This window comes from Streptomyces sp. NPDC058335, assembly GCF_042723915.1.
Taxonomy (GTDB): Bacteria; Actinomycetota; Actinomycetes; order Streptomycetales; family Streptomycetaceae; genus Streptomyces.
The window spans coordinates 1-11,852 of record NZ_JBHXHX010000016.1 but is presented as its reverse complement, the minus strand read 5'-3'; the positions used below and the strand labels follow the sequence as shown (position 1 = coordinate 11,852).

Genomic DNA, 11,852 nt, shown 5'->3' with positions numbered 1-11,852 from the left:
CCCGGGGGGGGCCTCCACACCGCCCACCCCGGCCGGGGGCCTGGGCCCCTCGCCATGTCCTGTCGGACCGTGTCCTAGCGGAGCGGCCCCGTCACCGTCTCCACGGCCGCGATGAGCCGTCCGTCGCGCACGAACGCGTCGGCCGCGGCCAGGTCGGGCGCGAGGAAGCGGTCCGGTCCAGGACCCTCGACACCCGCCTGCCGTACGGCCTCCAGGACCGCGCGGGTCGCGGGCGCCGGCGTGAGTCCCTCGCGCAGCTCGACGGCGCGGGTGGCGGCGTACAGCTCGACGGCGATGACGCGCGTGAGGTTGTCGACGGCGGTGCGGAGCTTGCGGGCCGCGGACCAGCCCATGGAGACGTGGTCCTCCTGCATCGCGGAGGACGGGATGGAGTCGGCGGAGGCCGGTACGGCGAGCCGCTTCAGCTCGCTGACCAGCGCGGCCTGCGTGTACTGGGCGATCATCAGGCCCGAGTCGACGCCGGCGTCGTCGGCGAGGAACGGCGGCAGGCCGTGGCTGCGGTTCTTGTCCAGCAGCCGGTCGGTGCGGCGCTCGGCGATCGACGCGAGGTCGGCGACGGCGATGGCGAGGAAGTCGAGGACGTAGGCCACCGGGGCGCCGTGGAAGTTGCCGTTGGACTCGACGCGTCCGTCGGGCAGCACGACGGGGTTGTCGACGGCGGAGGCCAGTTCGCGTTCGGCGACGAGGCGGGCGTGGGCCATGGTGTCCCGGCCGGCGCCGGCGACCTGCGGGGCGCAGCGCACCGAGTAGGCGTCCTGGACGCGCGGCGCGTCGTCCTGGTGGTGCCCGGTCAGCTCCGAACCGGCCAGCACGGCCAGCATGTTGGCGGCGGAGTCGCCCTGGCCCGGGTGCGGGCGGATGGCGTGCAGCTCGGGCGCGAGGACCTTGGCGGTGCCGAGGAGGGCCTCCAGCGACAGGGCGGCCGTGACGTCGGCGGACTTGTAGAGGCGGTCCAGGTCGGCGAGGGCCATGACCAGCATGCCGAGCATGCCGTCGGTGCCGTTGAGGAGGGCCAGACCCTCCTTCTCGCGCAGTTCGACGGGGGCGATGCCGTGCTCGGCGAGCAGTTCGCCGGCGGGCCGTACGACCCCGTCCGGGCCCTCGGCGTCCCCTTCGCCCATGAGGGTGAGGGCGCAGTGGGAGAGCGGGGCGAGGTCGCCCGAGCAGCCGAGGGAGCCGTACTCGTGGACGACCGGGGTGATGCCGGCGTTGAGGACGTCGGCCATGGTCTGCGCGACCTCGGGCCGGACGCCGGTGCGCCCGGAGCAGACGGTCTTCAGGCGCAGGAACATCAGGGCGCGGACGACCTCCCGCTCGACGTGCGGCCCCATGCCGGCGGCGTGCGAGCGGACGATGTTGCGCTGGAGCTGGGCGCGCAGTTCCGGGCTGATGTGCCGGGTGGCGAGCGCGCCGAACCCGGTGGAGACGCCGTAGACGGGCTCCGGCTTGGCCGCCAGTGCTTCGACGATCTCGCGTGCCGCGGCGAGGGCCGCCACCGCCTCACCGGAAAGCTCGACCCGGGCGCCGTCGCGCGCCACGGCGAGCACGTCGGACGCGGTCACCCCGGACGTCCCCACCACCACAGTGTGCATATCCATATTCAGGATCGTACGTAGTGAAGACGACGATGTCACCAGTGGGGGCGGGGTTCGCCCCTTACCGATACGTCACAGCCGATACGTCACAGCCGCGTACGTCACATCCGATGCGCAGCCGCTCAGTGCCTCCCGCGGAAGCGCCGCCGCTCCCCGGCCGGCCCGCGCGGCGGCTCGTCGGCGAGCCGGACCACCGGATCGTCGGGCCCCTCCCGCCCCGCGACGACCGGCCGGGCGGCCCGTACGGCCTTGGCACGGTACTGGGCCGCGTCCGCGAGCCGGAAGAGGCGGCGGGCCGAGCCCACCGGCCCGATGGGGTCCTCGGTGGAGGCGACCCCACAGGCCACCCCCTCACCCAATTCCAACTCGGCGGCCCGGCGGCAGAGTTCACCGGCGACCTTGACCACGGCGTCGGCGGACGGCCCGACGGCGAGCAGACAGAACTCGTCCCCGCCGAGCCGGGCGGCCAGCGCGCCGGGCAACATCGCCCCGCACAGCGACAGCACCGACCCGAACCGCTCCAGCAGCCGGTCGCCCACGGCATGCCCGCAGGTGTCGTTCACCCGCTTGAGCCCGTTCAGATCGCACACGACGAGACTCACCACGTCCCCGTGCGTACGGTGCCGCTCCACCGCCTCCTCCAGGCGTACGTCGACGGCGCGGCGGTTGGCCAGGCCGGTGAGGGCGTCCGTGAAGGCGAGCCGGCGGGCCTCCTCCAGTCGCTCGGTCTGCGCGAGCCCGGCCGCGACGACGGCCGCCAGGACGGTCGCGAAGTCGGCGTCGCCGCGGTCGAAGACGGGAGTGCCGGAGGAGCGGGCCACATACAGCTCGCCCCAGGCCCGGCCGTGCATCACGATCGGCGCGACCACACAGGAGCCGCGCCCGCGCCGGCGCAGGGCGGCGACCCGCTGGTGGCAGTAGCCGGGGCGGCCGGCGGCCGGCCCCTGGGCCGTCTCCACCCAGGCGTCGGGCTCGCCGCCCGCCACCCAGCGCTCGTGCAGGAACTCGGTGATCTCCGGGAACTGGTGCACCGGATAGGCCTCGTCCTCCGGGAACTCGTCCTCGTCCGGCGCCCGGTCCCCCACGTTCACGAGGACGCGCAGCCGCCCGAGGTCCCGCTCCCAGACCGACAGCGCGGCGAACCCGCCGGCCAGCGCGCGGCAGGCGCCGAGAGCCGCCGCCCGCCACGACTCGCGGGGCGTGCGCGCCGCCGCCATGCCCTGCGCCAGCGCCACCACGGCCACGAGGCGTCTGTCCTCACCCATCTCCCCAGGCTAGGGACATTTCGCTACAAAGGGGACTCCTGGGTAGCACTTGGAGTGACGACCTGGAGCGATGCCCCGGAGCGACAACCCGGATTGATGGCCTTGAGCGATGGCCTTGAGTGACGCCCCGCCCGGAGACCCGATTTCACTCACCCGGCCACTGCGGCTTCCGCTTCTCGTTGAAGGCCGCGACGCCCTCCGCCCGGTCCCCCGAGAAGGCCACCGCCCGCCAGGCCGCGTCCTCCACCTCCAGACCGGCCCGCAGATCCAGCCCCTGACCCAGCCGCAGAGCCCGCTTGGCCGCGCGCAGCCCCACCGGCGAGTTCGCCCCGATCCGCTCCCCCAGCGCCAGCGCCTCCTCCCGGTCCCGCCCCTCGTCCACCAGCACGTCCACCAGGCCCAGCTCCCGCGCCTCCGCGGCCTCGACCCGCCGCGCGGAGAAGATCAGCTCGGCCGCGCGCGCCGCGCCCACCCGGCGGGGCAGCAGCTGCGTCCCGCCGCCGCCCGGGATCACCCCCACCGACACCTCGGGCAGCCCCACCACGGCCGTACGGTCCGCCACGATCACATCGCAGGCCAGCGCCAGCTCGAAACCGCCGCCCAGCGCGAACCCGTGCACCGCCGCGACCGTCGGCACCGGCAGCTCCAGCACACCGGTGTACGCCCCCCGCGCGACCGGCCGCTGCCGCACCAGTTCGGCGTCGGACAGCGAGTTGCGCTCCTTGAGGTCGGCCCCGACGCAGAAGGCCCGCTCGTGCGTCGAGGTGAGCACCACCACGCGTACGTCCCGGTCCTCGCCCAGCGCCGTACAGGCGGCCCCGATGGACCGGGCCATCTCCGTCGAGACGGCGTTCATGGCCTTGGGCCGGTCGAGGGCCAGCTCCGCGACATGCCCGTCCCCGTGCCGCCGCACCAGCACGAACTCCCCGAACCGTTCCTCACTCATGACACCCTCCGGGTTAACGCGGGTTAACAAACCTGGCTCACCCGATCATCGCAGCCGCGCCCCGCCGGGAAAAGAGCCGCCCGCATCCCGCTCGACCTCCGCCCACCCGTTCGAGTGACATCCCGCCCGACTCCACCCGCACCGCCCAAGGGAGCGCATAACGTGCGTCCGCCACGGCGCAGAGGGGGCGCGACGACATCGGGGAGGGAACGCGATGACGACCACACCGGTGAGCAGCCGGACCGGAAGCGCTGAAGCGGGCCGCGAGGAGGTGGACGTCCGCCTCGGGTCGTCGTCCCGCGCGCGGGGGCGGCATCGCCGGCCCCGGCCCCGGAAGGCGCTGTTCGCCGCGGGCGGGTTCGCCCTGACGGTGAGCGCGCTGAGTCTGCTGCGGCCGGCCTCCGACTCGGGCGTGGACACGGCCGAGGCCGGACCCCGGCTCCAGCCCACCGCGGACACCCAGCCGGAGACGGACACCGGGCACGCGAGCGACGCGGCCGCCACGGTGTCCTGGACGCCCGAGCCGACGTCCACCGCCCCGGCCCCGATGGGCGGCGGCGGCAGCACGGCCGGCTCCGGCACGGTCCCCAGCACCTCGCCGACCTCCGCGGTCCGCACGCCCAGCGGCCCGTACGCCCCGCGCACGAGGCCACCGGCCGACGAGGGGACGCGCACGCCGGCGGCCACACCCTCCTCCCGGAGCAGGGCTCCGCAGCCTCCCGGGCCGACGGCGACCCCGGCGCCCGGACCGGGCACCGTCGCGCCCACTTCGGGGCCGACGAGCCGTCCCGGGCTCTGCCTGCCGATCGTCGGACTCTGCGTGGACCCACTGGCCGGTCCGGCGGACTGAGCGGGCGGGAGCTACTCGCCGTCGCCGCCGGCGTGCCGCCGGGTGAGCAGCCAGGGCTCGACGACGCCGAGCCCCCGCACGGGCCGCTGCCACATCGGCTGGAGCGCGAACCGGTAGACGGGCGGCTCCTCGCCCTCCTTCTCGGCGGCGGCCGCGGCCTCGGCGGCCTCCGCCTCCGAGGCGGGCGCGTCACCGGTGCGGATCAGCTCCTCGGCGAAGGCACTGTCGACGAGCACGGCGTCCCGAGGCGCTATGGACGTCAGCCGGGAGGCCAGGTTGACCGTCGTGCCGAAGACATCGCCCATCCGGGTGGTCACCGTGCCGAAGGCCATGCCGACGCGCAGCTCGGGCATCGTCGCGTCGTCGCTCATCGTCTCGACGAGCAGCAGCGCGATCTCGGCGGCGGTGCCGGCGTCGTCGGCGGCGTACAGCACCTCGTCGCCGAGGGTCTTGATCAGACGCCCGCCGCGGGCCGCGACCAGGTCGGCCGCGGTGGTCTCGAAGGCCTCGACCAGCTCGCCGAGTTCCTCCTCCTCCATACGGCGGGTCAGCCGCGTGAACCCGACGAGGTCGGCGAAGCAGACCGCGAGCCGCCGGTCGACCATCTCCTCGTCGTCCGCGGCCTGCACGACCCGGCCCGCCGAGGCGGCGAGCTGCCTGCGCCACACGTAGACGAGGAACTCCTCCAGCTCGGGCAGCAGCAGCTCGACGATCGGATACGTCACCTCGGTGCGGGTCATCCCCGGCTCGGGCGGTTCCGTCAGCCCCTCCAGGAAGGAATCGATCTGCCACTCGGCCAACCGGGCGGTGGTCTGCCCCGTGGACCGCGCGACCTGGACCGCCATGGCCTCGCTGAGCAGCCCCGCCTCGACGAGACCGGCGAGGCGGCGCAGGGCCAGTACGTCGGCCTCGGTGAGGGCCCTGGCCTGCCCGATGTCGGCGAAGCCCATGGCCCGCCAGAAGCGGGAGGCCAGCTCCATGGAGACGCCGGCGCTGCGGGCCGCCTGGAACGGGGTGTAGCGACGCTCGGCGCCGAGGATGAGCTGCTCGAGGCGCAGGGCGAGGGGGTCGCCACCGGGGTCGGTGGCCGGCACGTCAACCCGGCCGTCCGCGCCCTCGTCGGAGCCCGTGTCGTCGACGGTCACGCCTGCTGCCCTTCCGATCTATCGCGGTCAGGTTTCGACCGGCCTCAACTCTACGGCAGGTGTGCGCCAGCTCACTCCGTCGGGGAAGCGGGGGTGACGTCCCGGTGGGGGTACGTCACCCGGCGCTGGTGCCACGGTCGTCCGGGGGTCCCGCCCCCGGACCCCGGCCTGTGCCCACCCGTCACCCGACTCGGTCGGCTGCAGCCGACCCGTCCGGCGATTTTGGGGTCGAGGCCGTTCACGCCGGGCGCAGGTGCACGATGTCGCCCGCGCCCACCGGCTCCCGTACCCCCTCCTCCGTGGCGAGGACCAGCCGTCCGTCCCCGTCCACCGCCACCGCCTCGCCGACCACCGACCGATCCCCCGGCAACTCCGCCCGAACGGTCCGCCCCAGCGTCGCGCACCCCGCCGCGTACGCCTCCTGAAGCCCGGACACGGACGGATCCCCACCGGCCTCCCGCCACCGCCCGTACCACTCCTCCAGCGACCGCAGCACCCCCCGCAGCAGCGGATCCCGGTCGGTGCTCACCGACCCGGCCAGCAGCAGCGACCCCGCCTGCGGCACGGGCAGCTCCTCGGCCCGCAGGGTGACGTTGATGCCGACGCCGACCACGACCCCGTCCGCCCCGGCCCGCTCCGCCAGGATCCCGCCAGCCTTGCGTTCCTCGCCGCCGACGGTCACCAGCAGGTCGTTGGGCCACTTCAGCGCCGTATCGACGCCCGCGGACCGGGACAGGCCGGTCGCGACCGCGACGCCGGTCAGCAGGGGCAGCCACCCCCACCGCGCCACGGGCACCTCGGCCGGGCGCAGCAGCACGGAGAAGAAGAGCCCGGACCGCGGGGGCGCCGTCCACCGCCGGTCGAGCCGCCCCCGTCCGGAGGTCTGCTCCTCCGCCACCAGGACGGTACCCTCGTCGGCCTTCCCGGCGGCGGCGAGCGCGACGAGGTCGGAGTTCGTGGACCCGGTACGGGGCACGATGTCGACGCCCGTCCACAGCCCGCCCTCCCGGACGAGCCCCCGCCGCAGCGCGACGGCGTTGAGGGGCGGACGGTCCAGATCGGACCACCGGCTGCTGTCTCCGGGGTTTCCTGCTGCATCTCGCGGCGTCATGCAAGCCACCCTAGGTGTGGTAAACGCCGCACTGCCGATCGGTAGACCCGCCACTACTGTACGGATGAGTAACCGTCCCCCCCTTTGAGCAGGCAGGGAGCCGCATCCCGATGTCCGAGTCGGAAGAGATCGACATCCACACGACCGCGGGAAAGCTCGCGGATCTCCAGCGCCGCGTCACGGAGGCGACGCACGCCGGCTCCGCACGCGCCGTCGAGAAGCAGCACGCCAAGGGCAAACTGACGGCCCGTGAGCGCATCGAACTCCTCCTCGACGAGGGTTCCTTCGTCGAGCTGGACGAGTTCACCCGCCACCGCTCCACCAACTTCGGCCTCGAGCAGAACCGCCCCTACGGCGACGGCGTCGTGACCGGATACGGAACCGTCGACGGCCGCCCCGTCGCCGTGTTCTCCCAGGACTTCACCGTCTTCGGCGGCGCGCTGGGCGAGGTCTACGGCCAGAAGATCGTCAAGGTGATGGACTTCGCGCTGAAGACCGGCTGCCCGGTCATCGGCATCAACGACTCCGGCGGCGCCCGCATCCAGGAGGGCGTGGCCTCCCTGGGGGCGTACGGCGAGATCTTCCGCCGCAACACCCACGCGTCCGGTGTCATCCCGCAGATCAGCCTGGTCGTCGGGCCCTGTGCGGGCGGCGCGGTCTACTCCCCCGCGATCACCGACTTCACCGTCATGGTCGACCAGACCTCGCACATGTTCATCACCGGCCCGGACGTCATCAAGACGGTCACCGGCGAGGACGTCGGCTTCGAGGAGCTGGGCGGCGCACGCACCCACAACTCCGTCTCCGGCGTGGCCCACCACATGGCGGGCGACGAGAAGGACGCCATCGAGTACGTCAAGCAGCTGCTGTCCTACCTGCCCTCGAACAACCTCTCCGAGGCGCCGGCGTTCCCCGAGGAGGCGGACCTCACCGTCACCGACGAGGACCTGGAACTGGACACGCTCGTCCCGGACAGCGCCAACCAGCCCTACGACATGCACACGGTGATCGAACACGTCCTGGACGACGCCGAGTTCTTCGAGACGCAGCCGCTGTTCGCGCCGAACATCGTGACCGGCTTCGGCCGGGTGGAGGGCCAACCGGTCGGCATCGTCGCCAACCAGCCCATGCAGTTCGCGGGCTGCCTGGACATCAAGGCCTCCGAGAAGGCCGCCCGGTTCGTGCGGACCTGCGACGCCTTCAACGTACCCGTCATCACCTTCGTGGACGTCCCCGGCTTCCTGCCCGGCGTCGACCAGGAACACGACGGCATCATCCGCCGCGGCGCCAAACTGATCTACGCCTACGCCGAGGCCACCGTCCCGCTGATCACGGTCATCACCCGCAAGGCCTTCGGCGGCGCCTACGACGTCATGGGCTCCAAGCACCTGGGCGCCGACCTCAACCTGGCCTGGCCCACCGCCCAGATCGCCGTGATGGGCGCGCAGGGCGCGGTCAACATCCTGCACCGCCGCACCATCGCCGAGGCGGAGACGAACGGCGACCTCGAAGCGACCCGCGCCCGGCTGATCCGCGAGTACGAGGACGCGCTCCTCAACCCCTACATCGCCGCCGAACGCGGTTACGTCGACGCCGTGATCATGCCCTCGGACACCCGCCGCCACATCGTGCGCGGACTGCGTCAACTGCGCACCAAGCGGGAATCCCTGCCCCCGAAGAAGCACGGCAACATCCCCCTGTAAGGAGCCGCTGTGATCAAGGTCGTACGGGGCAATCCGACCCCGGAGGAGCTGGCCGCCGCACTCGCGGTGGTCCGCGCCCGCGCCGCGGCGGCGACAGCCGAGCCGTCCGGCGCGCAGGGTGCCAGGGACTCCTGGTCGGACCCCTCCCGCATCGCCGCCCGCCGGCTGCCCCGACCGGGCCCGGCCACCTGGAGCCGCACGTACTGGCCGAGCTAGTCCGGCCTGCCGCCCGTCACAGACGGGCGGCCACGGCTTCGGCCATCACCGCGTACCCCGCGTCGTCGGGGTGCAGGTGGTCGCCGGAGTCGTACGCGGGGTGCAGCCGGTCCGGGTCCGCCGGATCGGCCAGCGCCCGGCGCAGGTCCACCACCGCGTCGTACTCGCCGGAGCGGCGCACCCACTCGTCCACCTCGTGACTCACCTTGGCGGCGTGCTCGCCCCAGTGGTCCGAGCCCCCGAACGGCAGCAGGGTCGCCCCGATCGCCCGGAGGCCCCGCCCGCGCGCCTGCCGTACCAACTCGCGGTGCCCGCCGATCAGTTCGTCCGCCTCCAGGACGGGTGCGGGCTGGTACGTCGGCTGCTCGTCGGTCTCGCTGAAGCCGATGTCGTTGAGGCCGAGGAGCACGACGAGGGTGTCCACGCCCGGCTGCTCCAGCACGTCGCGGCGCAGCCGGTGCAGGGCCTTCTCGCCGTACCAGGCGGAGTCGTTGAGCAGCAGGTTCCCGCCGATCCCGGCGTTGAGGACGGGGCGTCCGGTGCGCCGGGCCAGTTGGTCGGACCAGCGCCGGTCGGCGCCGGGGGTCGAGCCGAAGCCGTCGGTGACGGAGTCGCCGAGGAGGGCGATGCCGTCCGCGCGGCCCGCGTCGGTCTCGACGGCGGTGAGGAAGTACCAGGACTCGCTCCGCGCGTCGAAGCCCGCCCCGCCCACGTCCGGCGACAGGTCGCCCTCGCCGCGGTAGCTGGTCGTGAAGGCCTGCGCGTGAAAGGTGGCGGGGCCGGTGACGGCGTCGAAGTACAGGGTCACCGTCAGCGCCTGTCCGGGTGCCACGGCGAGGGGGGCCGGGTCGCTGATCAGGTGACCGCGGGCCGGGATCGCCGTATGCCCGGAGCCGCCGAAGGTGAGGCGGGTGACGGAGTCCGCCTCGACGGCGGCGCCCGCGGCCGTGCGGGCCACCGTGGCGGCGGCGAGACGGACCGGGGAGGTGCCGTAGGCGTTCGACAGCCGTATCCGCACCCGGTCGCCGCCCGCGGTGAGCCGGACGACCTGACGCACGGACTGGCGCCAGAAGCCCTCACGGGACCAGTTGGGGGTGAAGCCCTCGCTGGGCAGCTGGGGCGGGGCGGTCCAAGCGGTGGTGAACACGGGCGTGTCCTCTCGTCGGCCGGGCGCAGCGGAACACCACTAATGAAACCACAGTCCCGTTTAGAGAAGTTGAGTATGCGTACTCAGGCGCCCGTCACCGCCTCGCCGCAGGCTGGATCGCATGTTGTGGTCCGACCCCGAGAACGAGCCGCCCGAAGAACTGCGCGACACGCAGGAGATGTTGCGGCGGCTCGGGCTCCTCATGGCGCTGGCCATGGTGGTCGCGATGATCGTCATCGGTGTGCGGTGAACCGGGGCGAGCCAGAGGGACCCGAGGTGACCCGGATGAACGCGGCGCGGCGCGCCGATACGCTGACCGCATGACCGATCAGCCGCGCCGCCGTCTCGTGCTCGCCTCCCAGTCCCCCGCCCGGCTGGGCCTGCTGCGGCAGGCCGGGCTCGATCCCGAGGTGATCGTCAGCGGGGTCGACGAGGACGCCGTGACCGCCCCCACCCCCGCCGAACTGGCACTGGCCCTCGCCGAGGCCAAGGCCTCCGTCGTGGCCGCGAAGCCCGAGGTCCGGGGCGCCCTGGTGATCGGCTGCGACTCGGTCCTGGACCTGGACGGAGCGGCCCTCGGCAAGCCCGCGGACGCCGAGGAGGCCACCGCCCGCTGGAAGTCCATGCGCGGCCGCGCGGGCACGCTCCAGACCGGGCACTGCGTCTACGACACGGCCACCGGCCGCTACACCTCCGCCGTCGCCTCCACCGTCGTCCGCTTCGGCGAGCCCACCGACGAGGAGGTCGCCGCGTACGTCGCCTCCGGCGAACCCCTCTACGTCGCCGGGGCGTTCACCCTGGACGGCCGCTCGGCGCCGTTCATCGACGGCATCGACGGCGACCACGGCAACGTGATCGGCATCAGCCTGCCGCTCGTTCGCCGACTGCTGGCCGGACTGGGCGTGGGCATCACGGAGTTGTGGGCGCCGGCGGACCACTGACCGGGACGGGCCCCTCGCCCTGCGGCCCCGCGTCCCGGGGTTCGGCGGCGGGCCCCTCCAGGCGGTCGTACGTCATGAGCAGCAGCACGATGAGCGCGAGCACGACGACCATGAACAGGAACGCGTGCCAGCCCACCAGCCCCCACGCGACGGCGCCCAGCAGGGCGTGCACCACCGCGGCGCTGATCAGCAGGATGCGGCCGAAGCCGGCCGGCGGCCGGTCGCGGACCGCCACCAGCACGGCGACCAGCCCGCAGAAGGCGAAGTAGAGACCGAAGACGATCCCGCCGATCTTCGACGACGTCGACATCATGTCCGGGTCCAGACCCGCGAGGGACATGTCCTGACGGTCGACGACGATGCCGAGGAACCAGTTCAGCGCCGCGACGCCGAGCGCCTCGACGACGAGCACGGCCGCCACGACCACTGCCACCGGTCTACGCACCACCGGTCCCACCCACTTTCGACCCGGCCCGCACAGGACCGCTGTTACCCCAAGTACGTTCGAGACGACACGCACGCTACTAACGGGTAAACCCGGCCACAAGGGTTCTGCCGACGGCAAAGAATCATTGGGCCATTCGTAGGGACTCCACAAAGAAACGGAGTGGGGCGCAGCACGTGCTCACAGAGACCTTGGCCACAGTAGAGGGCTAGGGTTTCGAGGAGGAGTGCTGCGTACGGCGGTACTACAAGGGATTTCACGGTCGAGTGAGCCTGGCATCACGCTGCGTGTGGGCAAGGTCACCTTTGGGGACGGGTCGATGAGTCGTGTCGGCAGTCCCTAAACTCGGCTTGTTTCAAGGAGGGAGCCTCAATCGTGCGCAAGGTGCTCATCGCCAACCGTGGCGAAATCGCAGTCCGCGTGGCCCGTGCCTGCCGGGATGCCGGTATCGCAAGCGTCGCCGTGTA

General features: G+C 73.0%; 13 protein-coding genes. 6 read left to right on the top strand and 7 right to left on the bottom strand.

Annotation, left to right across the window (positions count from 1 at the left end; translation table 11 throughout):
- Positions 1 to 74: 74 nt before the first annotated feature.
- The 3 genes from hutH to ACFWJX_RS28315 all read right to left on the bottom strand — a co-directional run bounded on the left by hutH (position 75) and on the right by ACFWJX_RS28315 (position 3,827).
- A complete protein-coding gene (gene hutH / locus ACFWJX_RS28325) occupies positions 75 to 1,613 on the bottom strand; it encodes a histidine ammonia-lyase (protein WP_383248996.1) in 1,539 nt (512 codons plus the stop codon).
- Between the two features lie 125 nt (positions 1,614 to 1,738).
- Positions 1,739 to 2,881: a diguanylate cyclase domain-containing protein gene (locus ACFWJX_RS28320; RefSeq protein WP_383248659.1), complete on the bottom strand. Its 1,143-nt coding sequence runs from the start codon at positions 2,879 to 2,881 to the stop codon at positions 1,739 to 1,741.
- Between the two features lie 145 nt (positions 2,882 to 3,026).
- Positions 3,027 to 3,827 carry an enoyl-CoA hydratase/isomerase family protein gene (locus tag ACFWJX_RS28315; RefSeq protein ID WP_383248657.1) on the bottom strand — a complete coding sequence of 267 codons (801 nt, stop codon included), beginning with the start codon at positions 3,825 to 3,827 and terminating at the stop codon, positions 3,027 to 3,029.
- Between the two features lie 214 nt (positions 3,828 to 4,041).
- Here ACFWJX_RS28315 and ACFWJX_RS28310 point away from each other — a divergent pair, with 214 nt between their 5' ends.
- Complete coding sequence (locus ACFWJX_RS28310) at positions 4,042 to 4,677, top strand: hypothetical protein (RefSeq protein ID WP_383248655.1); 636 nt, start codon at positions 4,042 to 4,044, stop codon at positions 4,675 to 4,677.
- An 11-nt stretch (positions 4,678 to 4,688) separates the two neighbouring features.
- Here the strand turns inward: ACFWJX_RS28310 and ACFWJX_RS28305 are convergent, their stop codons facing one another.
- Together ACFWJX_RS28305 and ACFWJX_RS28300 are read right to left on the bottom strand one after the other, a co-directional pair.
- Positions 4,689 to 5,822 (bottom strand): adenylate/guanylate cyclase domain-containing protein, encoded by a 1,134-nt coding sequence (locus ACFWJX_RS28305; RefSeq protein WP_383248653.1) that lies wholly within the window; start codon positions 5,820 to 5,822, stop codon positions 4,689 to 4,691.
- 238 nt (positions 5,823 to 6,060) lie between these two features.
- The gene (locus ACFWJX_RS28300; protein WP_383248651.1) at positions 6,061 to 6,933 is read right to left on the bottom strand and encodes a biotin--[acetyl-CoA-carboxylase] ligase; all 873 of its coding nucleotides are present in this window, start codon (positions 6,931 to 6,933) and stop codon (positions 6,061 to 6,063) included.
- Between the two features lie 110 nt (positions 6,934 to 7,043).
- Here ACFWJX_RS28300 and ACFWJX_RS28295 point away from each other — a divergent pair, with 110 nt between their 5' ends.
- Positions 7,044 to 8,636, top strand: coding sequence for an acyl-CoA carboxylase subunit beta (locus tag ACFWJX_RS28295; RefSeq protein ID WP_383248649.1), 1,593 nt, complete (start codon positions 7,044 to 7,046; stop codon positions 8,634 to 8,636).
- 9 nt (positions 8,637 to 8,645) lie between these two features.
- Positions 8,646 to 8,852, top strand: a complete 207-nt coding sequence (locus ACFWJX_RS28290; protein ID WP_073499413.1) for an acyl-CoA carboxylase epsilon subunit — start codon at positions 8,646 to 8,648, stop codon at positions 8,850 to 8,852.
- A 16-nt stretch (positions 8,853 to 8,868) separates the two neighbouring features.
- On the opposite strand, the gene ACFWJX_RS28285 is transcribed toward ACFWJX_RS28290, so the two are convergent.
- A complete protein-coding gene (locus ACFWJX_RS28285; RefSeq protein ID WP_383248646.1) occupies positions 8,869 to 9,999 on the bottom strand; it encodes an SGNH/GDSL hydrolase family protein in 1,131 nt (376 codons plus the stop codon).
- A 121-nt stretch (positions 10,000 to 10,120) separates the two neighbouring features.
- Between ACFWJX_RS28285 and mmpB the strand changes: the two genes are divergently transcribed.
- Positions 10,121 to 10,249, top strand: a complete 129-nt coding sequence (mmpB, locus tag ACFWJX_RS28280) for a morphogenic membrane protein MmpB (protein ID WP_383248644.1) — start codon at positions 10,121 to 10,123, stop codon at positions 10,247 to 10,249.
- A 70-nt stretch (positions 10,250 to 10,319) separates the two neighbouring features.
- Positions 10,320 to 10,940, top strand: coding sequence for a Maf family protein (locus ACFWJX_RS28275; protein ID WP_383248642.1), 621 nt, complete (start codon positions 10,320 to 10,322; stop codon positions 10,938 to 10,940).
- On the opposite strand, the gene ACFWJX_RS28270 is transcribed toward ACFWJX_RS28275, so the two are convergent.
- Positions 10,909 to 11,388 carry a hypothetical protein gene (locus ACFWJX_RS28270; RefSeq protein ID WP_383248640.1) on the bottom strand — a complete coding sequence of 160 codons (480 nt, stop codon included), beginning with the start codon at positions 11,386 to 11,388 and terminating at the stop codon, positions 10,909 to 10,911. The genes ACFWJX_RS28275 and ACFWJX_RS28270 overlap by 32 nt on opposite strands.
- Before the next feature lie 372 nt (positions 11,389 to 11,760).
- On the opposite strand from ACFWJX_RS28270, the gene ACFWJX_RS28265 reads away from it, so the two are divergent.
- On the top strand, positions 11,761 to 11,852 hold a 92-nt coding region (locus ACFWJX_RS28265; RefSeq protein WP_308427085.1), incomplete at its 3' end, for a biotin carboxylase N-terminal domain-containing protein.

Excerpts from the sequence above, each read along its gene's own strand:
- hutH (WP_383248996.1), bottom strand. The coding sequence starts at position 1,613 with ATGCACACTGTGGTGGTGGGGACGTCCGGGGTGACCGCGTCCGACGTG.
- ACFWJX_RS28320 (WP_383248659.1), bottom strand. The coding sequence starts at position 2,881 with ATGGGTGAGGACAGACGCCTCGTGGCCGTGGTGGCGCTGGCGCAGGGC.
- ACFWJX_RS28315 (WP_383248657.1), bottom strand. The coding sequence starts at position 3,827 with ATGAGTGAGGAACGGTTCGGGGAGTTCGTGCTGGTGCGGCGGCACGGG.
- ACFWJX_RS28310 (WP_383248655.1), top strand. The coding sequence starts at position 4,042 with ATGACGACCACACCGGTGAGCAGCCGGACCGGAAGCGCTGAAGCGGGC.
- ACFWJX_RS28300 (WP_383248651.1), bottom strand. The coding sequence starts at position 6,933 with ATGACGCCGCGAGATGCAGCAGGAAACCCCGGAGACAGCAGCCGGTGG.
- ACFWJX_RS28295 (WP_383248649.1), top strand. The coding sequence starts at position 7,044 with ATGTCCGAGTCGGAAGAGATCGACATCCACACGACCGCGGGAAAGCTC.
- mmpB (WP_383248644.1), top strand. The coding sequence starts at position 10,121 with ATGTTGTGGTCCGACCCCGAGAACGAGCCGCCCGAAGAACTGCGCGAC.
- ACFWJX_RS28275 (WP_383248642.1), top strand. The coding sequence starts at position 10,320 with ATGACCGATCAGCCGCGCCGCCGTCTCGTGCTCGCCTCCCAGTCCCCC.